Origin of the sequence: Photobacterium alginatilyticum (assembly GCF_009910675.1) — a bacterium.
Lineage (GTDB): Bacteria > Pseudomonadota > Gammaproteobacteria > Enterobacterales > Vibrionaceae > Photobacterium > Photobacterium alginatilyticum.
Genome location: NZ_RSEJ01000004.1, coordinates 217695 through 239660 on the forward strand (window position 1 = coordinate 217695; position 21966 = coordinate 239660).

Genomic DNA, 21966 nt, shown 5'->3' on the forward strand with positions numbered 1-21966 from the left:
AATTATAAACCAATGAAAAGAAATATATTTTTACTGAACATACTGCAATAACCAGTCATCTGACGGCTGCTAAATCATTACCCGAGGTTATGAATTTAATGTGTCGTTAAGCCAATCGACAAACTCTTTTTTACGCAAGGCGGTGTTCAACACGGATTGCTGTTTGCCTTTTTTGAAAACCATTAAGGTTGGAACACCACGTATACGATACCTGCTCGCCAGTGCTTTATTTCGTTGGACATTTACACGCAAGAAGCGAAGCTGCTTTTTCTTCTCAGAGGCCACCTTTTCAAATATCGGCTTGAAAGAGTTGCAAGGCGAGCAATTTGCTCCCCAAAAAGTCACAACAACAGGCTTAGGGCCTTTGATTAACATATCAAAGTTACCGACATCTGCCTCTATCGGTTTGCCATCTAATACGGGTTTATTGCAATGTTCACACTGGACCGTATTCGACAAGGACTGGGGAGAAATAGACACCGACTTTTGACAATGAGGACATAAAACACTGATTAACTTCATGGGGCTTCCGGACGACTTACAGCACATACTTAATGTGCACAAGGATACCAGATCCCCAATCATAGGATCATCTGTATATATTCAGTGAATTCATTACTGCTGAGCTGAACGCTGTAGCTGCAACCGTTCGATATCATTGAAAAAATGAATCATTTTGGCACGACTAACATTGTACTCGAAGTCTGTGCCGTCACAGAATTCTCGGTTGTAAGCCTGAGAGTCATAGTTTTTCAGCCTGATAAATTCACAGGTCGCATGCTCTTCACAAGCCTGATCTCGCTCCTGCCTGAGTTGCGTCCAGTAAGTTGTAAAATGCCTCAGAGCATAATCCAACTGTTCATAGTTTTCCGAGGTGAGTTCCGGGCGCAAGATTTTCAGTTCTTGCTGTCGCTCATCGATGAACTCATCAAATGTTTCAGTCAGGCTATAGGTTGAGGAGTCATAGCACTCCCCTTGTATGTAGGTTGTTTTCTGTCCGGCCACATCTGTCACTGCTTCCTGCGACGTACAGGCGGAAACAAAGAATGTAAAAAATAAACTACTGTATAACTTCATAGCGCACCACAAGGAGTCAAGAACAGCATCAAAGTCCACACCTAATTATGAGCGAATTCTCTCGAAGCAAACGGCGGATCCCCAGATAGTCTCAACACTGAGACTATCTGGCCTGTACAAGCGAAACACAAACAAGATGAAATACCACGCCAGAACCAAACACCCATATTTTTTTCTAACTTCAGGAAACGCAATTACGAAAAAACGACATTTTAGTCTGTATTGTATTCTTTACTGACTAATAACTCATTGATGGAGGCGGTATTTTAACATTTTGCTTACACTTATATTTATCTGGTTATACCAAGACTTATCTTGAGATAAGCCATTTTTAGGTAAAGCAGCGCAACACCCATTTGTCGGTATAGCCATTTTTTGATTTGCTGTCCGCCTCTTCCGAGGCAGCAACAGAAGGAGCTTGAGATGAATGTTCAGGCCTTACCAATGCATCGCTTCATTGATCAGCATGGTAACCTCGTCGATCAACTTCCCGCGTGGGCCGATCAATCTACGTTGAAAGGGTTTTACTGCGATATGGTACTAACCCGCATCTATGATAACAAAGCAATTGCGCTACAACGTACCGGTAAACTCGGTACCTACCCTTCACATTTGGGCTCCGAGGCCATCGGCATTGCCATCGGTCGGGCACTGAAAGCTGAAGATGTGTTTATTCCATACTATCGTGACATGCCTGCTATGTGGGCCCGTGGGATCGGTATGGAGAAAAACCTCCAATACTGGGGCGGTGACGAACGAGGCAGCGATTTTTCACCCGACGACAGTCATTGTCGTGATCTACCATTTTGTGTCCCGATTGCCACCCAGTGTACTCATGCAGTCGGTGTTGCTGCAGCATTAAAAATCCAAGGCAATCATCAGGCGGCACTGGTGACTTGTGGTGACGGCGCCACTTCCAAAGGTGACTTCCTCGAATCATTAAACTGTGCCGGGGCCTGGAACATTCCGTTAGTCTTTGTGATCAACAACAACCAGTGGGCAATATCCGTCCCAAGAGCAATTCAATGTGGTGCCGAATTCCTCTCGGACAAAGCCAAAGGCGCCGGTCTTGAAGGACTATCGGTGGACGGTAACGATATTGTCGCTATGTACGACGCTGTCATTACCAGTCTGGATAAAGCCCGAAAAGGCAAAGGCGCGACGCTCATAGAGGCAATTAGCTATCGACTGAGCGATCATACAACCGCGGATGATGCCAGCCGCTACCGTAACGAAGACGAATTGCAGCAAGCCTGGGAGTTTGAACCCATCATTCGTTTGAAAAAATTCCTGATAAGCCAGAACTGGTGGTCTGAAGCAGATGACAAGCATTGGCAGGAACACTGCCGGGAACTGGTCGAAAAAGCGGTTGAGAAATACCAGTCATTAACGCCTCAGCCACCAGAATCTGCTTTTGACTTCCTCTATGAGTCTTTAGATAGCGATCTTCATAAGCAACGTGACTTGATTATCAACAAAGCTATGCGAATGCAGGGAGGTGATCGTGGCTGAATTATCACTACTAGAGTCGGTCAATCTTGCCCTTCACCACGAGATGACCGAAGACTCCAATGTCATCGTATTAGGCGAAGATGTCGGTGACAACGGTGGCGTTTTCCGGGCAACTGTCGGGTTAAAAGAGAAATTTGGTTGCAAGCGCGTTATTGATTCTCCGTTGGCCGAGGCCCTGATTGGCGGTGTTGCTGTCGGTATGGCCAGCCAGGGATTGCGTCCAGTCGCCGAGTTCCAGTTCCAGGGCTTTGTTTTTCCAGCCATGGAACATCTCGTTTGCCATGCTGCCCGTATGCGAAATCGTACCAGGGGACGGCTCACCTGCCCTGCCGTTTTCAGGGCGCCATTTGGCGGTGGTATTCATGCACCTGAGCATCACTCTGAGAGTGTTGAAGCCTTATTTGCCCATATTCCGGGGTTAAAGGTCGTTATTCCATCATCACCTCAACGCGCCTATGGGTTATTGCTGGCTTCCATTAGAAGCAATGATCCTGTGATGTTCTTTGAGCCTAAACGAATATACCGAACTGTAAAATCCGAGGTTACTGACGATGGCAAGGCATTGCCTCTGGACACTTGCTTCACCCTAAGAAAAGGACGGGACATAACTTTGGTCACATGGGGAGCCTGCGTGGTTGAATCACTTCAGGCTGCCACAGAGCTGTCACATCAGGGTATCGAAGTGGAAGTTATCGATGTCGCCTCAATCAAACCACTAGATATGGCAACCATCTATTCATCCTTAGAAAAAACCGGCCGCTTACTGGTTGTCCATGAAGCTTCCCAGACCTGTGGAGTTGGAGCCGAAATACTTGCCAGAACCGCCGAACATGCTATGTGTTTGCTTAAAGCGCCACCCAGACGTATTACGGGTATGGATACTGTGATGCCCTATTACCGCAACGAAGAGTACTTCATGGTTCAGGAAGAAGACATCATCAGAGCAGCGAAAGAGCTTACGGAGGGATGGAAATGAAGTCATTTACCTTGCCAGATCTAGGGGAAGGCCTCGCTGAGTCAGAAATCATTGAGTGGCATGTCGAGATAGGCGACACCGTTGAGCTTGATCAGGTTGTTCTGACAGTTGAAACAGCCAAAGCAACCGTGGAGGTACCAGCCCCATATAGCGGAACAATCATTAAACGGTTCGGTAATCCTGGAGATGTCGTCAGTATAGGTAGCCTGTTACTGGAAATAGAAGAATCATCCACCACAGCTCCCAAACAAAAGAAAACGAATCAAACAGAAACCAAGCAGAAAAATGTTTCAGCAAATGATGCCGCAACCGTTGTAGGTACAGTATCCAACCATGATCATGATGTAAATGTCGATGAATTTTGGGTCGGTCAACACCAGCCAATCAAGCCAGCTGATAGCCTAACCGCCATGCCGTCAGCACGCTTACTGGCTAAAAAGTTGGGGGTTGATTTGAATGACGTTACCGGCAGCGGACCTAGCGGCGTTATTCTCGACACCGATGTCTACAATGCCTGTGACAAGTTGCTCCCTGGTACAGAGGTGCTAAAGGGAGCCCGCAGAACCATGGTACGTACCATGGCAGAATCACACCACAACGTTGCTTCCGTGACTATCACTGAAGAGGCCATGCTTGAAAATTGGAGTCCAGGTGAAGACATCACCAGCCGCCTGGTCTTGGCAATCATAGAAGCCTGCCATCAGGAACCCGCTCTCAATGCTTGGTTTGATGCCGAAACCATGACTCGCTGTGTTCACAGTACCGTGAACATCGGAATCGCCGTTGATAGCCCCCATGGCCTATATGTCCCCGTTCTCCGCAATGCAGATGAATACAGCGCGCGTGGGATCCGGCAATGGGTCGATAGAACCGTAACAGGTATTAAGGAAAGAAAGATTGGCCGTGAACAGCTTCAGCATGCCACTATCACATTGACTAATTTCGGGGCGATCGCCGGTATTTTTGCCACTCCTGTTGTTTCCCCTCCTCAAGTAGCTATCGTCGGGGCCGGCCGTATTATCGAAAAACTCATCCTGCGTGATAATAAGCCCGTATCAATAAAGATAATGCCGCTTTCAATGACCTTCGATCACCGGGCATGTACCGGTGGCGAAGCTGCACGATTTATGAAGATCCTTGTCAACCATTTACAGCAAGGGAGCAGTTAACCAGATCGATGACAGTTTCTCCAATAACAAAAGTGCCAGCTCGAAAGCTGGCACTTTTTGACTAACCGTTATAACAGTACAGAGGGCTATCAATCTTCCTTCGCTGGATCAACCGGCTTTTTCTTTTTAGGAACGAATACGTTATCACCCACTGCCATATTGTCGTAGAAGCGTTTATCCATTTTCTTCTTCGGTTTGGCTGAATCTGTTTTCTTCGCAACAGGTTTCTTGCTGGTAGGTTTCTTCTTAACAAACTTTTTCTTCGGTGCCGGTTTCAAGCCTTTAAATTTACCTTCCAGGCCTTCAATGGTACTGAAGCTGATTTCTTGCTTGAGGAAAGCTTCGACGTTCTTAAAGCTCTTCCAGTCTTTCGGGCCGACCAGCGAAATCGCATCACCTTTGTTACCCGCACGGCCAGTACGGCCAATACGGTGAACATATTCCTCGGCATGCTTTGGCATATCAAAGTTAATCACATGGGATACTTTGTCGATATCGAGGCCGCGAGAAGCAACATCTGTTGTCACAAGGATTTTATGGCAGTCACGCTCAAACTGGCTCATGATGCTGTTTCGCTGAGTCTGATTCAGGTTACCGCTCAATGCGACAGCTTTCATCTTACGCTCATTCAGCTCTTTGGTCAGGCGATCTGTATCCGCACGCGTTGCGGTAAAAATAATCACCTGGTTGTAGTCTTCTGTTTCCAGCACTTTATCAAGCAACGCCTGCTTGTGATCTAAATGATCGCACAAGATAAAGCGTTGAGTAATATCTGTGTGCTCTTCAGCTGAGTGACCAATAGAAATGCGCTTCGGAGCATTCAGCATATCCGAGGCAATATCAATAACATCAGCGTGATCCAGCGTAGCCGAGAACATCAAAGTTTGACGGCGACGATGGCTGGCAGCTTCATGAATTCGACGTAGCTGTGCTTCAAAACCCAGGTCGAGCATACGATCTGCTTCATCAAGGATCAGCATTTCGAGCCCATCAAGATGAGTACTGCGATGCTCAAGGTGGTCAGCCAATCGGCCGGGAGTCGCGATCACGAACATTGGGTCATTACGAAGAGCTTTCACCTGATCGTTGAAGTTCTCACCGCCTACAATCAGCGTACCATCATAGGGTGTACCCGCATTCAAAGTACGTAATTGAGCAAATACCTGCTTGGCAAGCTCACGAGTCGGAGTCAGTACCAGGACGCGCGGATCGCGTCTTGTGAAAGGCTTGCTGCGGTACATACGCTGCATAGCCGGAAGCAAGAAAGCCAGTGTTTTACCGGAGCCCGTCTTCGACGAAGCCAATACATCCTTACCCAGGATGCCAACAGGAATAGCCGTTTGTTGAATTTCAGTTGGTTTATTGAACGCCAGGTGATTCAGTTTCTTAAGTAGGCGCTGGTCTAATCCAAGGTCTTTAAAATGCAAAATGGTGCTCCGGTAAAATGCTCAGTGATGAGCAGATAATTATTACAGCTCTACCTTACGTGAGCCAACTCACACTAAGGTAGAAAATGTTAGCCGAGGATTATATCACAATTATTGATGCTGACATCTACTTAAAACGCTGTATTTTTTGTTATTCAAGAACGGGATACTGATACTAAGACTTCCTTGGATATTGCTGCTCGTAACGGGTGCCTACAAATGATAAAGCAACATACTCATCAATATCCGGACGCTGGAGAAATTCTTCAAACTGAAGGCGGGCAACTGGACAATCGATAAGCGCTGCATAACCTGATGATGAATTGTAAAAACACAACGGAGAGTTATTTCGCATGTGGATAAAGCCCACACTTTCTTCTCCATATGCATGATAATCTGGAAATTGCTCAAGGTATTTCGTGAAGCCTGCAATCAACCGCTGCTGGTGTAATGCTGTTACACCTTCATCTAACGCCACTGTGTGCATATCTTCTCCTTGTAAAACACGTCCGTAAGCACTTATACCAAAACGAACTCAGGTGCTTGAATATAAATACTATCGCCTTCAACTCCACCAGCATAGTACTTGGTTAACGTATTATGAAATTTGACGGGACTAATCTATCAATATCTCATTAATCACACACTGGTGTTTCTACAAGAAATAAAACAGTGTATTATATTTTACAGTTACCTCTATCCGGATAAGGGTTTACCCACAATGACAGTAAACAAAGACAAGACATTGCCATTAATCCTTGCCATTGTCATAAGCTCGACAATCATATGGTCTGGAATTAATCCGGCTTTTCCTGAAGTATGGATCGCAGAAATTGTTCCGATCATTCTAATTTTCTTACCATTACTGATTACCTACAAACACTTCAGGTTCTCAAACGCAGCATACCTGTTTATGTCTTGCTGGCTGATATTGCACACCGTTGGCGCGCATTATACTTTCGCCAATGTACCTTTTGAGTGGTTTAGCGAACTGATCGGCTCCGAGCGAAACCACTTCGATCGCTTTGCCCATTTCTCTATTGGATTCTACGCCTACCCGATAGCTGAATATCTCTCACGCAAAGGCCACTGTTCTCCGTTTCTTGCCGGATTATTTGGCCTATGCGCAATAATGGCTATTGCTGCCGGTTACGAGATCATCGAGTGGTGGTACGCTGTACTGGCAGGTGGAGAAGCTGGCATCGAATTTTTAGGTTCACAAGGCGATATCTGGGATGCTCAGCAAGATATGCTCGCCGATACCTTTGGCGCTGTCACAAGCCTGGTTTTTTTCTACTTAAACAAGCCCTACCAAACCCACACAAACGCCTAATGATGCAAAGGCCGCTGAATATTTTCAGTGGCCTTTGTCACTCGAATTAAATAAATGTCGAGTATCAAATTACGCGTCAGGATAACCTGTTGGATTATTAGATTGCCAGCGCCAGAGATCTGCTGTCATATCCTCAATTGTCCGGCTTGCCTCCCAGTGAAGCTCAGTCTTCGCTTTACTCGGATCGGCCCAACATTCAGCGATATCACCCGCCCTGCGAGGTGCTACTTGATAGGCAACGTCTACCCCAGCCGTCTTCGAAAAAGCATCAATCATCTGCAAAACACTAAGCCCATTGCCTGTACCTAAGTTATAGATATGCAGACCAGCTTTTTTGCCCCTATGATTCAGCGCAGCCAAATGTCCGTCAGCAAGGTCAAGAACATGAATGTAGTCTCGCACACCGGTTCCATCAACTGTCGGATAATCATTCCCGAACACGGATAAATACTCACGGCGACCCACCGCAACCTGAGCGATAAACGGCATCAGGTTATTTGGAATACCTTGCGGGTCTTCGCCCATTTCACCAGATTGATGGGAACCAACAGGATTAAAATAGCGCAACAAGGTGACACTCATTTCCGGATGGGCTTTTTGAATGTCAGCCAGGCACTCTTCTACCATCAGCTTACTACGCCCATACGGGTTAGTTGCGCTCGTCGGGAAATCTTCAGTAATTGGCACTGTTGCCGGATCACCATAAACCGTTGCCGAAGAACTGAAAACCAAACTATTTACACCAGCCGATCTCATTGCCTCAACAAGAACCAGGGTGCCATGAACATTGTTATCATAGTATTCCAGCGGCTTTTCAACAGACTCACCAACCGCTTTCAAGCCGGCAAAATGAATCACAGATTCCACTTTTTCCTGTGCCAGCACGCTGTCCAAGAAGCCACGATCTCGAATATCACCTTCATAAAATGCAGGCTGGACCCCAGTTAGCTTCTCTATTCTGGCTAACACCGTTTTCTTACTGTTATATAAGTTATCAACGATAATTGGCGTCATACCGGCTTCAATCATTTGCACACAGGTGTGGCTACCTATATAGCCCATACCGCCAGTTACTAAAACACGCATGGTGTCTCCCTGTGAAAATTCACATTAATTAAGTTAGCTACTCCTATTTAGCTATAGTACATTTTTCAAACATAACAACCATCTGCGTATCAACAATTACATATCTATAGCTCTGATATTGAAGACAAATCACCAACACCATCCCGGCCTCTAGTATGTGAGCCTCTAGATACCATAGGCGATAACTTAGAGAAGACATGTACAATAATACAATGTAAAATTAAGTTTTATCTGCCTGGCATTTATTGATGATTAGATTGACTGACTTCACCGCTATTCGCCAATTTGGCATGCTTTGTATCCTGCTATTTGCCTTAACAGGCTGTGAGATTGTTGGCTGGAAAGCAGAGCAAGACAAACTCAGCCTTCAAGAAGCAGGCTACACCGAAAACACTCTCACCCTTGCCGACGGTGGCAAGATGAGATACTGGGTAGGAGGCACTGGAAAGCCTTTACTGCTGCTCCACGGTTTTGGAGGCACGGCAATTTCAACCTGGAAAAAAGAGATGTTAGAACTGAATAAAGACTACATGGTGATTGCGCCTGATCTTGCTTGGTTCGGCGACTCGCACAGTAACGGCACACCTAACCTCACTACCCAGACCGATGCCGTATGGCAGATCATTGATTCGTTGAACATTGAAAAAATCAATGTTGCTGGTATCTCCTATGGTGGCTTTGTTACTTACAATATGATGCTGTCACCAGAGAGAATTGATAAATCAGTCATCATCGCCAGCCCCGGGCCTCTTTTCAATGATGATGATTTAAGTCAGCTCTGTATGCGTGCAAATGTCGAGAAACCGGAGGACTTGTTTGTACCGCAAAATAGCAATGAAGTTCGCCGTTTGTTTGACTATGTATTTGTTGATAAAAAACGTATGCCAGACTTTGTTGCCGACCAGATTTACCTAAGCTATTTCGCACCATGGCGTTCCGAAAAGAAACAACTAATCCAGAGCCTAGTTAGCGACAGAGAACGGATCAGCAAATATCCAGCCAATCAACTGCCACAGAGCATGTTAATTTGGGGCGACAGTGACCAGATTTTCCCCCTTGATAACGGAATTAAACTCAGTGAGTACATGAGTTCATCGCTGGTTGTGATCCCCAATACCGGTCACGGTGTTACTAACGAGCAACCAGAACTAGTAACTAAATTGTTGAAATCATTCTTATCCTAAATCAAGTCGCAGTGGGATCCTAAACTATCAAGATGAGCATTATGAAGACTAAAACCTTATGCCAATGGAAATGTTTCTCTGTTGAACAGGCGACACACAGCTTACCAGATGGCCGACAGATTGACTTTACAACAGTTAAGCACCCCGGAGCTGTGGTGATTGTACCGTTAACAAATAACGGCGAGCTTGTTATGGTTCGCCAGTACCGGCCGGCAATTCAAAAATGGATTCTGGAGTTTCCGGCTGGGACTCTCGAAAGTCAGGAAGATATCCTTTCCTGTGCAAAACGGGAACTGGCCGAAGAAGTTCAGCTTAAAGCAGAGCATTGGCAAGACCTTGGTGAGTTACTACCTGTCCCCGGCTTCTGTGATGAAGTCCAATATCTCTTCTTCGCAAAAGAACTTTCAGCTTGTAGTGGCGAGTTGGATGATGATGAAATCATTGAAGTCATTACCCTCACCGTTGATGACTTCGAAATGAATGTGACGAGCGGCGAAATACAAGATGCCAAAACCCTGTCTGCGTTCTTCAAAGCACGTTTGTTGAAATTACTCTAAACGAGCCAGCACATAAGGCGTATGGAATACTTTGTTACTAATTCGGTATCTTCTGGTAACACAAACACTCGAATTAGGGTGCCAGTTATGGCATCTTGCCCGTCAACTAACGAGGACGACTCTGATGGACAAACTTTTTTCGATGCTAAATAAGGCTGCGGCATTGCTGGCTATGCTCATGTTTGTTGCTGGCGGCGGTATGGCGCTGTTTGTCATGTTTTACGGCAATTAATACAGTCAACGCCACACAGCCATCAAGCTAACAGGCAAGCTCTTTAACAAACGGTAACGCCTGGACATTGTGTCAGGCGTTACCGTGATACATCGCGCCTAAGGTCTACTTAGGAATTGACTACATTCGCATACCGCCATCAACTTCAAGTACCCGACCAGTGTAATAATCGTTTTCCAGAATGAATTTCACAGCGTGCGCAATCTCACTGGCTTCTCCCATCCTGCCAACCGGGACCATTTTCTTCAGTCGCTCGATGGCCTCCGGCTTTAGCTGATCTGCCATTGCCGTCTGCACAATCCCGGGAGCAACCGCTGCTGCACGAATACCATACCTTCCAAGCTCTTTCGCCCAGCACACTGCCATGGTTGCGACGGCGGCTTTTGAGGCCGAATAATTAGTCTGACCGATATTACCGGCTCGGGAGACACTTGAGATGTTAATGATTGCTCCTTGGCTACCGGAATCAACCATCTGTAACGCAGCCTCTCGGCCACACAAGAAAGTCCCCATCACATTCACATCCATCACAGTCTTGAATTGCTCCAGTGACATCTTGTTGATCTCACCTTCTTTTTGCTTAACCAGTAAGCCATCGCGTAACAGCCCGGCGTTATTGACCAACCCGTTTAGCTGACCAAAATCATCAATCACACTCGAGAAAACATCTTCAACATCCTTCTCGCTGGTGACATCGGCTGTATATATCAACGCTTTGGTACTGAGCATCTGGCACTGCGACTGGGTTTGCTTCAAGCCATCTTCATTGACATCAATAAGAGCCAGTTCCGCACCAGCCTGTGCCAAAGTAACCGCCATCATTTGACCAAGCCCCTGCCCGGCCCCTGTAATTGCAATGACACTCTGCTTCAAATCCATATGTCTGCCTCCCCGAATAGAATTTAGGCGCAATCGTCACTTTTCTTGTCACGGTAGAACTCATACATGCTGGAGAAATCCAGTAACTCATTGCCTTTTGCGTTATGAAGTGCATAAAGGTTTCTAGCCAAAGCCCCCATCGGAATGGCCGACTGGCTATGCAGGGCGGCATCCATCCCCAAACCGAGATCTTTGAGCATTAACTTACTCATAAACCCCGGCTGATAAGCGTTGCTAGCAGGCGCTTTATCCATCACGCCAGGGCACGGGTTATACAGCTCCAGAGCCCAATTACGCCCAGAACTCTGCAGCATAATATCTGAAAGGACTTTGGGGTCGAGGCCGTTATCAATGCCCAGGCTTAATGCTTCACACGTCCCCGACATCAAAATACCTAACATCAGGTTATTGCATATTTTGGCCATTTGTCCGTCACCAGCCTTACCGGCATGAAAGATGTTCTTTCCGACATGTTTAAGAGTCTCTTGTGCTTTTTCAAATCCGCTGTCAGTACCGCCAACAATAAACGTCAGTGTTGCAGCTTGTGCTCCGGCGACACCACCGGAAACAGGGGCATCAACAAACTCGAATCCCTTCTTTGCAGCCTCTGCGGCCACGATACGAGCCGACTCAGGATCGATTGTCGAAGAGTCAATCAGGAAAGTATCATCATCAACAAGGTTGAGCAGCCCGACGCCTCCATGATGATCGCCAAGATAGACAGCCCTAACATGTTCACCGGCAGGAAGCATCGTAATAACAATGTTTACTCCCTTTACCACCTCTTCAGGAGACGAGGCAACAAAGGCGCCGTGGCTTTCAAGCTTTTTTGCCGCCTCGGTATTCAAATCATAAACTCTTACGTTACAACCAGCTTTCAATAGATTTTGAGCCATTGGGTTGCCCATGTTACCCAACCCGATAAACGCGATGGTGCTCATGATAAACCTCCAGAGTAATAGAAATGATATTGCGTTAATTCAGTCTTGATGCTTAACACCTAATGTGGCCAGAGGGTTTTCGTGCTCAGGCCATAGCGGGGTAAATAAAGAATCGATGACGTTTTGATCAACTTCGCTATAGTTTTTATATAACCAACCAGGCTGACCGCATTTATCAATCAACCTTGCCCTGACTCCCTCTTCAAACTCACCAAGTAAACCGCAATGCACAGATAGGCTTAACTCAAGCCGGAAACACTCTTCCAACGACAAGTGGTGATATTGAGTCAGCTGGCGAAAGCAAATATTTGCCGTAATTGGACTGCCTTCCTCAAGCGTTCTTTTTGCTCTTTCCAGCCAACGACTATCTCCTTCAATCGACATGATTTGGCGGGAGATATCAACCAAATCGTCCGCCTTACAGGCGAGCTGAATCTGAGAAAAGTAAGGACGGATATGACTAACCGGACGATGTGGTTCTGCGGTGTCGGCAAAGCCGCTCAACACCTCTGTGACCAACTTATTGTTGAACGCCAAATTACTAGAAGTTGTTATATCTTTGTTTTTTATGTGACTTTTAGTATCTTCGATACCGCCGCCCCAATTGCTACCCTGTAACTTCTCAAGCACTGACTGCTTCTGTTCGGGCATCAACATATGTTCCGCCATCCCTAATTCAAGCGCATCAGTAGCGTTGATCTGTGCACCGGTAAGCCCAAGAAACAAACCGATACCGTCAGGAAGTTTGTTCAGAAACCAGCTTCCGCCAACATCCGGATATAGCCCGATACTTATCTCTGGCATGGCCAGCCTGGAAGTTGGTGTCGTGACTCTATGACTGGCTCCCATATAGAGGCCCATCCCGCCCCCCATTATTATTCCTTCCCCCCACACTATCACCGGCTTGCTATAGCGATGAATTAAGTAATCGCAGCCGTATTCAACCGTAAAGTACTCTGTAAGAAATTGCTTTGCAGCACTAGCTCGCTCTTGTCTTTCAGACGCGTCGTGCATCATGTTATACATGGTGCGGACATCACCTCCTGCGCAAAACGCCTTCTCGCCAACACCATACAGAAAGACACACACAATACGTTCGTCGTCTTCCCATTTTTCCAGCTTTGCTTTCAGTTGCCTGAGCATGTCCAGTGTCAGCGCATTGAGCGAGGTTGGGTTGTCTAGTTCCACTACCCCAATCTTGTTCCCATCAACACAATCAAGCTCACTGCAGTTCACTTTGCCAACCATTGTCTACCTCATTATTTTGATTACTTGTTCTTCCATTGGGGTGGGCGCTTTTCCAAAAACGCCTTCACACCTTCGGCTTGATCTTCGGTATCAAACAACTGAACAAACAATTCACGCTCTTTCATCAGGCCATGTTGCAATGGCGCTGTCCGGCAGTTCTGAATCAGTTTCTTACAAGCAGCCACAGATGAGGGAGACTGGTTAGCCACAGAATTAGCCAGCTTCATGGCGCTCTCGAGCCCCTGTCCCGATGCCACAACTTCTTCAACCAAGCCAATTTCAAGCCCCTGAGAGGAACTAACCCGCTCCCCGCACAAGATCATTCGTTTCGCCCAACCTTCTCCCACCAGCCAGGTCAGATTCTGCGTACCTCCAGCACATGGCAACAGACCAACCTTGGCTTCTGGCAATGCCATTTCGACATGGGCCTCGGCAATTCGAATATCACAAGCCAGTGCAACTTCTAATCCGCCTCCCATGGCAAAGCCATTGATTGCCGCAATGGATACCCCTCGAAAAGCTGACAAAGTCTCAAAAGCCATCCCAAAGCACTGAGCCATTTCAACTGCCACGGCTTTATCACCATCGGCGAATAATTTCAGATCAGCGCCGGCAGAAAAGAACTTCTCGCCCTGCCCGGTTATCACCAAGGCATAGACATGTTTATCTTTGTTCAATATCTCGATTATCTTTCTGAGCTGAACAAGACTCTCTGCCGTCCAGGTGTTCGCTGGTGGGTTATTCATGGTAAGCACGGCGACATGGCCGTCAATGTCGACTAAAATCGCGTTGTTGTCTGACATAATGGCTTCCTTTATCTCTGTTGGCTTGGTCTATCCAAGTTCGAATTAAAGTAGCTCGGTTCCTTCTTTCAGTACCCGCCGTGAAATAATAAGCCTCATTATCTCATTGGTTCCTTCTAGGATTTGATGGACTCTTACATCACGGAAATGGCGTTCCAGCGAATACTCTTTGATATAGCCATATCCACCGTAGAGTTGCAGTGCCTGATCGCAAACCTTGAAACCAATGTCTGTCGCAAACCGCTTCGCCATCGCGCAGTATGCTGTCGCTTCGGGATCTTGTCGGTCTAGCTTGGTTGAGGCATAGCGCACCAACTGCCTGGCTGCGACCAATTCTGTTGCCATATCTGCAAGCTTGAACTGAACCGACTGAAATTGAGACAGTGACTGGCCAAATTGCTGCCGCTCGGTCACATATTGCTTTGCCTGATTAAGGGCATGCTGGGCCGTACCTAGCGAGCAAGATGCAATGTTTATCCGCCCGCCATCTAACCCCTTCATCGCAAATTTGAAGCCTTCTCCCTCACTACCGAGCAAGTTAACAGCAGGGAGTTCAACATTTTCAAATGTCACAGCACGGGTTGGCTGGCTATTCCAACCCATTTTAGGCTCTTTTCTTCCGTAGCTGATCCCGGCAGCCTCCGCCGGTACAATAAAGGCTGAAATACCACTTGCTCCAGTCGCTTTCGAACCATCACTGCCAGTTCTTGCCATTACGACAAGCACATCCGTTTTACCTGCGCCGGAGATAAAAGCCTTGGCTCCGTTAAGCACATAACTATCACCCTTCTTAACAGCCGTTGTGGTTAGTGATGCTGCATCGGATCCGGCATTGGCCTCGGTCAGACAATAAGAAGCCAACCATTCTCCCGTCAGTAATTTCGGACAAAACGCCGCCTTTGCCTGCTCGGTAGCAAACGAGGCAATCATCCAGCTAACCATGTTATGAATGGTCATAAAGGCCGTGGTTGAGGTGCAGCCCATCGAAAGCTGCTCGAAGATAATAGAGGCATCCAGGCGACTTAGCCCTAACCCTCCCTGCTCTTCCGGCACATATAGACTCAGAAAGCCTAGTTCACCCGCTTCTCTTAGCACCTCTTTAGGAAATATCTGCTTTTCATCCCATTCAGCCGCCTGTGGCGCCAAACGTTCATTGGCAAACTGACGGGCAGTTTCAGCAAAAGCACGTTGTTCTTCATTGAGTTCAAAATCCATCTTCGTCTCCCTTAGCGTTGGTAAATCAACGTAGGTGGATCGTCAAATTTGGTCCGGTTGGAATATCATCATCAAACCACCGAGAGGTGACTGTTTTTGTCTCAGTGTAAAAACGAACAGCCTGCTTGCCATACGCATGCAGATCACCGTAAAAACTCCCTCGCCACCCGGTGAATGAAAAGAAAGGTAACGGCACCGGAATAGGTACATTAATACCAACCTGACCAACCTGAATTTCATGCTGATACTTACGTGCAGCAGCCCCGCAAGCGGTAAAGATTGATGTGCCGTTGCCATACGGATTGGCATTCACAAGTGCAATAGCCTCTTCCAACGTTTCAACCTCAACACAGAGCAGCACCGGGCCAAATATCTCTTCCTGATAGACAGACATTGATGTATTAACACTACTGAATAGTGTCGGTGCGACCCAATTGCCATCGGGATAATCTTCAACTTCACAGTGGCTACCGTCCAGCTCACAAACAGCACCTTGATCTTTACCTTCGCGGATCAAACGTAAAACACGATCTTTGGCTTTTTGGCTAATCAAAGGGCCGTAGCCGGCATTCTCGTCATCCCAGGCCCCGGGCCGGATCTTTGCCATAGCCTGCTTTAGCTCTGGTATCCATTCCTTGGCACCATCAACCAGTACCGCAACAGAAATTGCCATACATCGCTGACCGGCAGCACCAACAGATGAACCCACCAGGTTATTAATCACCTGCTCTTTATTGGCATCCGGCATCACGACCATATGGTTTTTTGCCCCGGCAAACGCTTGTACACGTTTTAGGTGATGAGTCCCTGTCTGGTAGATATGACGGGCAACCGGCACCGAACCAACAAAAGAAATCGTTCTAATTTGCGGGTGCGCCAGTAAATAGTCCACCTGCTCGCGTTGGCCATGGACTATTTGCAACACGCCTTTTGGCGCACCGGCTTGTTCAAACAGCTCTGCTAAGCGAATGGAAGTCAGCGGCACCTGATCAGAAGGTTTCAGTACAAAGGTATTACCCGCGGCTATGGCCATCGGAAACATCCACAGCGGTATCATCGCCGGAAAGTTAAATGGGGTTATCCCGCAACACACTCCTAGTGGTTGCATGATCGAATAAGTATCGATCTCTTTGGCAACGTTCTCGACTGTTTCCCCCATCATGAGACTGGCGATATTGGCGGCCTGCTCAACCACTTCAATTCCGCGCCAGACATCCCCTTTGGCATCAGCAAATATTTTTCCGGTTTCACTGGAAAGCAATGTGGCTATTTCATCATGATGTGTTTTCAGCAGTTGCTGATAGTTCAGCATTAACCGGGCACGTTCCGGTACCGGCACTTCTTTCCATGACTTGAAAGTCTCGTAAGCGCTGGATATGGCCTCTTCAATTTCATCTTCTGTCGCACAAGGTAGCTTGGCAATGACACTGTTCTCTGCCGGGTTGGTAACGTCTACCCACTGCAGCGATTGCGACTGGCGGAACTCACCATCAATAAATAAAGGAACATGCTGGGTCATAATTGCTCCTCAGGGTTTATCGCCCTGTATAAAAAGAAGGGAAAATTCGTGAATTAATGTTTTTCATACACAAAGTGTACTAGCCGGAGTTCGCTGGAACTTCAATAGCTATGGCCGTCGCTTCACCTCCCCCTATACATAGCGAAGCAATGCCTTTCAAAGTCTGCTTATTCGTCTTGGCTTGTTGCTTGTTGTTCAGTGCATGGATTAAGGTGACGAGAATTCTCGCTCCACTTGCTCCTATTGGATGGCCAAGTGCACAGGCTCCTCCGTGAATATTGACCTTTGACGGGTCTAGCTCCAGCTCACGAACGGCTATTTGGGTTACAACAGCAAAAGCCTCATTTATTTCCCACAAATCAACATCATCGACAGACCATTCAAGTTCGGAAAGCAATTTGCGGATCGCGTAAACTGGCGCGGTTGTAAAATCAGCTGGCCGCTGTGCATATGTCGCGTGCCCTTTGATGATAGCGAGCGGCGCAAGCCCTTGCTGACGGGCCGGCTCGGCATCCATCACCAACAAAGCTGCTGCGCCATCTGATATTGAGCTGGAATTGGCCGCGGTAACACTACCATCGCTGGCAAATGCCGGTTTTAACGCAGAGATCTTCTCGATGTTTATTTCACCAGGGTGCTCATCTTGAGAAACCAAAGTGACTCCGTGTGTATTCTCTTTCTTAATAGGGACAATTTCGCAGTCAAACATCTGCTGTTGCTGCGCAGCAACAGCCCGCTCGACAGACATAATTGCCCATTGGTCCATCTCTTCGCGGGAAAACTCAAATTTATCTGCTACCTGCTGAGCATAAACGCCCATTAAATGACCGTCATAAGCATCTTGCAGGCCATCAAGAAACATATGGTCGTAAACAGTGTGATGACCTAATCGCATTCCGCTGCGGGCTTCTTTTTGCAAATACGGTGCATTGGTCATGCTTTCCATTCCACCCGCAATAATAGCTTCAGCACTGCCAGCGCGGATCAAGTCATTCGCGAGCATGACGGATTTCATCCCAGATCCGCAGACCTTATTTATGGTGGTGCAGCCAACCGAATGTGGCAACCCGGCACCGAGGGCGGCCTGTCTTGCCGGAGCTTGGCCGCACCCGGCGGGTAACACGCACCCCATGTAAACTTCATCAATCTCTGGCGGGGTGATTGCTACCTCTTCGAGCACAGCTTGAATAGCAAACGTACCTAGCTCAGGTGCCGAGTATGAAGAAAATTGCCCCTGAAAGCTTCCGAGTGCGGTACGGCGTGCTGCGACAATCCAAACGTTTTTGTCCATTACTTCGCCCTCTTTGAAGACAGCAATAACAGTGAAAACTGAAACCCTTTGATAATAGTCAGAACCGGCTCAATTCCTTGACGTTTACGTAAGCATAGCACTAACATTTACGTAAACGTTAAGAAACAAACTGATCACACTTGTAATTCTGTTGGCAACTCTATGTACAGCATAATTGCCAAACGTAGTCGCAGACTGAGTTCAACATTTCAGTCCCGGCTGTTGCCGGACCTCACCATGTTGTGAGTCCGCGCCTTGAGGAGGCTGTAAGGTGGAGACTTTCAAAATCAGTGACTTAGCGAAAGAGTTCGATATAACAACCCGTAGTATTCGGTTTTATGAAGATGTCGGCCTGCTACACCCTTCCCGAAACGGTAATACTCGGGTCTACAAACGCCGGGACAAAATCAGGCTCAAGCTGATTTTACGAGGGAAACGACTGGGATTCTCATTGGCTGAAATTCGTGAACTGTTCGAGCTCTATGATACCAACCAGAGCCACGCCCAGCTCAATGAAATGCTGAAGATCATTGACGATAAACAGGCCGTTTTAAAGCGCCAGCTTGATGACATCAATGTCGTGCTAAATGAGCTCCAGATTGCCAAAGCCCGTTGCCATCAGGCCCTGAACAACTCAGACACACACTGACTACGACCACTACGCTATCGAAATTAAACCGTTCACCACAACTTGGTTAACCGGAGATGTTATGAAAGATCTGTTTACGCCCCTTAATTTTGGCCTTGACGACACCCTCGATATGCTCCGCGAACAGGTCAACAATTTTGCCAGCGAGGCCATTGCCCCTCTGGCAGCACAAGCGGATCAGGACAATCAGTTTCCCAACCAGCTTTGGCCTCTGATGGGCGAGATGGGGTTGCTCGGTGTCACCGTAAGTGAAGAGTATGGCGGTGCCAACATGGGATATCTCGCCCATGTTATCGCCATGGAAGAAATCAGCCGGGCATCAGCCTCTGTGGGTTTGAGCTATGGAGCGCACTCGAATCTCTGTGTCAATCAAATCTATCGCAACGGGACAGCTGAGCAAAGAGCAAAATACCTGCCGCCGCTAATTACGGGCGAACATGTTGGAGCTCTGGCGATGAGTGAACCCAATGCGGGCTCAGATGTTGTCAGTATGCAACTTAGGGCCGAGCGACACGGAGACAGTTTCGTCCTCAATGGCAGCAAAATGTGGATCACCAACGGTCCTGATGCCCAGACCTTTGTCGTCTACGCCAAAACAGAGCCAGAGTCCGGTTCACATGGGATTTCAGCGTTTATTATTGAACGTGATTTTGCAGGTTTTAGTCATGCTCAAAAGCTCGACAAACTAGGGATGCGTGGCTCCAACACCTGTGAACTGGTATTTCATGACTGTGTCGTGCCGGCCGAGAACCTCCTTGGCGAACTCAACAAAGGGGTTAACGTCTTGATGAGCGGGCTGGACTATGAACGTGTCGTTCTTGCCGCAGGCCCCTTGGGGATCATGCGGGCATGTCTCGATCTTGTTATGCCCTACATTCATGACCGCAAGCAGTTTGGTCAATCTATTGGAAAATTCCAACTGGTTCAGGCCAAAGTTGCCGACATGTACACCCGAACCAATGCTGCACGTGCCTATGTCTATGCCGTTGCTGCGGCCTGTGACCGGGGCGAAAGCACAAGAAAAGATGCTGCAGGCGCCATTTTATACAGCGCCGAACTGGCTACCCAGTTGGCATTGGATGCCATTCAACTGCTCGGCGGAAATGGGTATATCAACGAGTTTCCTGCTGGTCGTCTGCTCAGGGATGCCAAATTGTATGAAATAGGTGCCGGCACCTCTGAAATTCGCCGCATGCTGATCGGCAGAGAACTGTTCGAGGAATCAAAATAAGGACACGGCTTGATGGCAATTATTCAAACACATATTCATGCCAATGAACCCCAGTTCAAGCAAAACAAGCAGAGTATGGCCGAGCTGGTTGACGAGCTTCATTCTCATGTTCACCTATTGCTGCAAGGTGGTGGTGAGCAGGCAAAAGCCCGGCAGAAAGAAAAAGGGAAACTTCCGGTGCGGGATCGGATAGATGCGGTACTCGATCCTGGCAGCCCTTTCCTTGAAATCGGACAATTTGCAGCCTGGCAGGTCTATGACGAAGAAATTCCTTGTGCAGGTGTCATTGCGGGAATTGGCAGAGTGGAAGGTGTCGAGTGCATGATTATCGGCAATGATCCCACCGTCAAAGGCGGCACCTATTACCCACTCACCGTTAAGAAACACCTGCGTGCACAGGAGATTGCCGAACGATGCCACCTTCCCTGCATTTATCTGGTGGACTCCGGTGGGGCCAACCTTCCCCATCAGGCAGAAGTTTTTCCCGATCGGGATCATTTTGGTCGGATATTTTTCAATCAGGCCCGGATGTCTGCCAAGGGGATCCCGCAAATTGCTGTGGTACTGGGCTTATGTACCGCAGGTGGAGCCTATGTACCGGCCATGGCCGATGTTTCAATTATCGTTAAAGAGCAAGGCACAATTTTCCTGGCTGGCCCCCCACTGGTAAAAGCCGCTACAGGTGAAATTGTCTCAGCCGAAGAACTGGGTGGTGCCGATGTGCACTGCAAAACATCAGGCGTTGCCGATTATTTTGCCCACAATGAGCATCATGCTTTAGAGCTAACCCGACAAGCAATAGCAAGCTGTCACATTGAAGCTCAACCCAAAGCCGAATGTTCAATAGAAAACCAGCCGTTGCCGCCACGTTACCCTGCCGATGAACTTCTCGGTATTGTCGGCACCGATCTGAGAAAGCCCATCGAAATCAAGGAAGTGATAGCGCGCATTGTTGATGACTCCGCCTTTGATGAGTTCAAGGCCCTGTATGGAGACACACTGGTCTGTGGTTTCGCAACACTCTATGGCCACCCTATCGGCATTGTTGCCAACAACGGCATCTTGTTTTCAGAATCGGCTCAGAAAGGCGCCCACTTCATCGAACTTTGCGCCAAAAGAAAAATTCCCCTGCTTTTCCTCCAGAACATAACCGGCTTTATGGTCGGCAAAAAGTATGAATCGGAGGGAATAGCCAAACATGGCGCAAAAATGGTGATGGCAGTGGCCTGCGCCGATGTTCCGAAGTTTACCGTAATTATTGGTGGCTCATTCGGGGCCGGTAACTACGGCATGTGCGGCAGAGCCTATAGCCCAACCATGATGTGGATGTGGCCCAACGCCCGCATATCCGTCATGGGTGGTGATCAGGCTGCGGGGGTGATGGCCCAGGTCACTCGCGATATCAAAGAGCGCAAAGGCCAACCTTGGACAGACGAAGAGGAAGCTGCGTTTAAAAAGCCTATTCGCGATCAGTATGAAAAGGAAGGCTCCCCATATTATGCCAGTGCCAGACTGTGGGATGACGGCATTATCGATCCAAGACAGACACGGGAGATAGTCGGCATTGCCCTGTCAGCATCGTTAAGGGCACCGATACCTGAAAGCCAGTTTGGTATTTTCAGGATGTAAGCCATATA

At 47.7% G+C, this 21966-nt stretch carries 22 protein-coding genes; 10 read left to right on the forward strand and 12 right to left on the reverse strand.

Features of this window, described 5'->3' with window-relative positions; all coding sequences use genetic code 11:
- Positions 1-87: 87 nt before the first annotated feature.
- Both trxC and EIZ48_RS06240 read right to left on the reverse strand, forming a co-directional pair.
- Positions 88-522: a thioredoxin TrxC gene (gene trxC / locus EIZ48_RS06235; RefSeq protein ID WP_160649350.1), complete on the reverse strand. Its 435-nt coding sequence runs from the start codon at positions 520-522 to the stop codon at positions 88-90.
- Positions 523-615: 93 nt separating this feature from the next.
- Positions 616-1077 (reverse strand): hypothetical protein, encoded by a 462-nt coding sequence (locus tag EIZ48_RS06240; protein ID WP_160649352.1) that lies wholly within the window; start codon positions 1075-1077, stop codon positions 616-618.
- A gap of 423 nt (positions 1078-1500) precedes the next feature.
- On the opposite strand from EIZ48_RS06240, the gene pdhA reads away from it, so the two are divergent.
- From pdhA to EIZ48_RS06255, 3 genes are read left to right on the forward strand one after another with little or no spacing between them, the layout of a single operon-like run.
- The gene (pdhA, locus tag EIZ48_RS06245; RefSeq protein ID WP_160649353.1) at positions 1501-2589 is read left to right on the forward strand and encodes a pyruvate dehydrogenase (acetyl-transferring) E1 component subunit alpha; all 1089 of its coding nucleotides are present in this window, start codon (positions 1501-1503) and stop codon (positions 2587-2589) included.
- Positions 2582-3565 (forward strand): transketolase C-terminal domain-containing protein, encoded by a 984-nt coding sequence (locus EIZ48_RS06250; protein WP_160649356.1) that lies wholly within the window; start codon positions 2582-2584, stop codon positions 3563-3565. The genes pdhA and EIZ48_RS06250 overlap by 8 nt, the downstream gene beginning before the upstream one ends.
- Positions 3562-4734, forward strand: coding sequence for a dihydrolipoamide acetyltransferase family protein (locus EIZ48_RS06255; protein WP_160649358.1), 1173 nt, complete (start codon positions 3562-3564; stop codon positions 4732-4734). The genes EIZ48_RS06250 and EIZ48_RS06255 overlap by 4 nt, the downstream gene beginning before the upstream one ends.
- A gap of 89 nt (positions 4735-4823) precedes the next feature.
- On the opposite strand, the gene EIZ48_RS06260 is transcribed toward EIZ48_RS06255, so the two are convergent.
- Together EIZ48_RS06260 and EIZ48_RS06265 are read right to left on the reverse strand one after the other, a co-directional pair.
- The gene (locus tag EIZ48_RS06260) at positions 4824-6161 is read right to left on the reverse strand and encodes a DEAD/DEAH box helicase (protein ID WP_160649360.1); all 1338 of its coding nucleotides are present in this window, start codon (positions 6159-6161) and stop codon (positions 4824-4826) included.
- A 175-nt stretch (positions 6162-6336) separates the two neighbouring features.
- Positions 6337-6648 carry a hypothetical protein gene (locus EIZ48_RS06265; protein ID WP_160649361.1) on the reverse strand — a complete coding sequence of 104 codons (312 nt, stop codon included), beginning with the start codon at positions 6646-6648 and terminating at the stop codon, positions 6337-6339.
- 234 nt (positions 6649-6882) lie between these two features.
- Between EIZ48_RS06265 and EIZ48_RS06270 the strand changes: the two genes are divergently transcribed.
- A complete protein-coding gene (locus tag EIZ48_RS06270; RefSeq protein WP_160649363.1) occupies positions 6883-7494 on the forward strand; it encodes a DUF2238 domain-containing protein in 612 nt (203 codons plus the stop codon).
- A gap of 69 nt (positions 7495-7563) precedes the next feature.
- Here the strand turns inward: EIZ48_RS06270 and galE are convergent, their stop codons facing one another.
- On the reverse strand, positions 7564-8580 hold the full coding sequence (gene galE, locus EIZ48_RS06275; protein ID WP_160649365.1) for a UDP-glucose 4-epimerase GalE: 1017 nt from the start codon (positions 8578-8580) through the stop codon (positions 7564-7566).
- A 248-nt stretch (positions 8581-8828) separates the two neighbouring features.
- Between galE and EIZ48_RS06280 the strand changes: the two genes are divergently transcribed.
- From EIZ48_RS06280 to EIZ48_RS06290, 3 genes are all read left to right on the forward strand, one after another.
- Positions 8829-9764, forward strand: coding sequence for an alpha/beta fold hydrolase (locus EIZ48_RS06280; RefSeq protein WP_240152887.1), 936 nt, complete (start codon positions 8829-8831; stop codon positions 9762-9764).
- 41 nt (positions 9765-9805) lie between these two features.
- Positions 9806-10321, forward strand: a complete 516-nt coding sequence (locus EIZ48_RS06285) for an NUDIX hydrolase (protein ID WP_160649367.1) — start codon at positions 9806-9808, stop codon at positions 10319-10321.
- Between the two features lie 124 nt (positions 10322-10445).
- Entirely contained in the window at positions 10446-10553 is a 108-nt protein-coding gene (locus EIZ48_RS06290; protein ID WP_160649368.1) for a 3-ketoacyl-ACP reductase, read from the forward strand.
- A gap of 120 nt (positions 10554-10673) precedes the next feature.
- Here EIZ48_RS06290 and EIZ48_RS06295 read toward each other — a convergent pair whose 3' ends face one another.
- The 7 genes from EIZ48_RS06295 to EIZ48_RS06325 all read right to left on the reverse strand — a co-directional run bounded on the left by EIZ48_RS06295 (position 10674) and on the right by EIZ48_RS06325 (position 18449).
- Positions 10674-11432 carry an SDR family oxidoreductase gene (locus EIZ48_RS06295; protein ID WP_160649370.1) on the reverse strand — a complete coding sequence of 253 codons (759 nt, stop codon included), beginning with the start codon at positions 11430-11432 and terminating at the stop codon, positions 10674-10676.
- A 23-nt stretch (positions 11433-11455) separates the two neighbouring features.
- Positions 11456-12373, reverse strand: coding sequence for a 3-hydroxyisobutyrate dehydrogenase (gene mmsB, locus EIZ48_RS06300; RefSeq protein ID WP_160649372.1), 918 nt, complete (start codon positions 12371-12373; stop codon positions 11456-11458).
- A 39-nt stretch (positions 12374-12412) separates the two neighbouring features.
- Positions 12413-13621, reverse strand: coding sequence for an enoyl-CoA hydratase/isomerase family protein (locus tag EIZ48_RS06305; protein ID WP_160649374.1), 1209 nt, complete (start codon positions 13619-13621; stop codon positions 12413-12415).
- Between the two features lie 20 nt (positions 13622-13641).
- The gene (locus EIZ48_RS06310; RefSeq protein ID WP_160649376.1) at positions 13642-14424 is read right to left on the reverse strand and encodes an enoyl-CoA hydratase; all 783 of its coding nucleotides are present in this window, start codon (positions 14422-14424) and stop codon (positions 13642-13644) included.
- A 45-nt stretch (positions 14425-14469) separates the two neighbouring features.
- A complete protein-coding gene (locus EIZ48_RS06315) occupies positions 14470-15639 on the reverse strand; it encodes an acyl-CoA dehydrogenase family protein (RefSeq protein WP_160649378.1) in 1170 nt (389 codons plus the stop codon).
- A 25-nt stretch (positions 15640-15664) separates the two neighbouring features.
- On the reverse strand, positions 15665-17158 hold the full coding sequence (locus tag EIZ48_RS06320; protein ID WP_160649380.1) for a CoA-acylating methylmalonate-semialdehyde dehydrogenase: 1494 nt from the start codon (positions 17156-17158) through the stop codon (positions 15665-15667).
- Positions 17159-17237: 79 nt separating this feature from the next.
- Complete coding sequence (locus tag EIZ48_RS06325; RefSeq protein ID WP_160649382.1) at positions 17238-18449, reverse strand: thiolase family protein; 1212 nt, start codon at positions 18447-18449, stop codon at positions 17238-17240.
- A 271-nt stretch (positions 18450-18720) separates the two neighbouring features.
- Between EIZ48_RS06325 and EIZ48_RS06330 the strand changes: the two genes are divergently transcribed.
- The 3 genes from EIZ48_RS06330 (at position 18721) to EIZ48_RS06340 (ending at position 21958) form a co-directional block, all read left to right on the forward strand.
- Positions 18721-19098 (forward strand): MerR family transcriptional regulator, encoded by a 378-nt coding sequence (locus EIZ48_RS06330; protein ID WP_160649384.1) that lies wholly within the window; start codon positions 18721-18723, stop codon positions 19096-19098.
- Between the two features lie 61 nt (positions 19099-19159).
- A complete protein-coding gene (locus tag EIZ48_RS06335; protein ID WP_160649386.1) occupies positions 19160-20329 on the forward strand; it encodes an isovaleryl-CoA dehydrogenase in 1170 nt (389 codons plus the stop codon).
- Between the two features lie 12 nt (positions 20330-20341).
- Positions 20342-21958, forward strand: a complete 1617-nt coding sequence (locus EIZ48_RS06340; protein ID WP_160649388.1) for a carboxyl transferase domain-containing protein — start codon at positions 20342-20344, stop codon at positions 21956-21958.
- The last annotated feature ends 8 nt before the right edge of the window (positions 21959-21966 follow it).

Excerpts from the sequence above, each read along its gene's own strand:
- trxC (WP_160649350.1), bottom strand. The coding sequence starts at position 522 with ATGAAGTTAATCAGTGTTTTATGTCCTCATTGTCAAAAGTCGGTGTCT.
- EIZ48_RS06240 (WP_160649352.1), bottom strand. The coding sequence starts at position 1,077 with ATGAAGTTATACAGTAGTTTATTTTTTACATTCTTTGTTTCCGCCTGT.
- pdhA (WP_160649353.1), top strand. The coding sequence starts at position 1,501 with ATGAATGTTCAGGCCTTACCAATGCATCGCTTCATTGATCAGCATGGT.
- EIZ48_RS06255 (WP_160649358.1), top strand. The coding sequence starts at position 3,562 with ATGAAGTCATTTACCTTGCCAGATCTAGGGGAAGGCCTCGCTGAGTCA.
- EIZ48_RS06265 (WP_160649361.1), bottom strand. The coding sequence starts at position 6,648 with ATGCACACAGTGGCGTTAGATGAAGGTGTAACAGCATTACACCAGCAG.
- EIZ48_RS06270 (WP_160649363.1), top strand. The coding sequence starts at position 6,883 with ATGACAGTAAACAAAGACAAGACATTGCCATTAATCCTTGCCATTGTC.
- galE (WP_160649365.1), bottom strand. The coding sequence starts at position 8,580 with ATGCGTGTTTTAGTAACTGGCGGTATGGGCTATATAGGTAGCCACACC.
- EIZ48_RS06280 (WP_240152887.1), top strand. The coding sequence starts at position 8,829 with ATGATTAGATTGACTGACTTCACCGCTATTCGCCAATTTGGCATGCTT.
- EIZ48_RS06285 (WP_160649367.1), top strand. The coding sequence starts at position 9,806 with ATGAAGACTAAAACCTTATGCCAATGGAAATGTTTCTCTGTTGAACAG.
- EIZ48_RS06290 (WP_160649368.1), top strand. The coding sequence starts at position 10,446 with ATGGACAAACTTTTTTCGATGCTAAATAAGGCTGCGGCATTGCTGGCT.
- EIZ48_RS06295 (WP_160649370.1), bottom strand. The coding sequence starts at position 11,432 with ATGGATTTGAAGCAGAGTGTCATTGCAATTACAGGGGCCGGGCAGGGG.
- mmsB (WP_160649372.1), bottom strand. The coding sequence starts at position 12,373 with ATGAGCACCATCGCGTTTATCGGGTTGGGTAACATGGGCAACCCAATG.
- EIZ48_RS06305 (WP_160649374.1), bottom strand. The coding sequence starts at position 13,621 with ATGGTTGGCAAAGTGAACTGCAGTGAGCTTGATTGTGTTGATGGGAAC.
- EIZ48_RS06310 (WP_160649376.1), bottom strand. The coding sequence starts at position 14,424 with ATGTCAGACAACAACGCGATTTTAGTCGACATTGACGGCCATGTCGCC.
- EIZ48_RS06315 (WP_160649378.1), bottom strand. The coding sequence starts at position 15,639 with ATGGATTTTGAACTCAATGAAGAACAACGTGCTTTTGCTGAAACTGCC.
- EIZ48_RS06320 (WP_160649380.1), bottom strand. The coding sequence starts at position 17,158 with ATGACCCAGCATGTTCCTTTATTTATTGATGGTGAGTTCCGCCAGTCG.
- EIZ48_RS06325 (WP_160649382.1), bottom strand. The coding sequence starts at position 18,449 with ATGGACAAAAACGTTTGGATTGTCGCAGCACGCCGTACCGCACTCGGA.
- EIZ48_RS06335 (WP_160649386.1), top strand. The coding sequence starts at position 19,160 with ATGAAAGATCTGTTTACGCCCCTTAATTTTGGCCTTGACGACACCCTC.
- EIZ48_RS06340 (WP_160649388.1), top strand. The coding sequence starts at position 20,342 with ATGGCAATTATTCAAACACATATTCATGCCAATGAACCCCAGTTCAAG.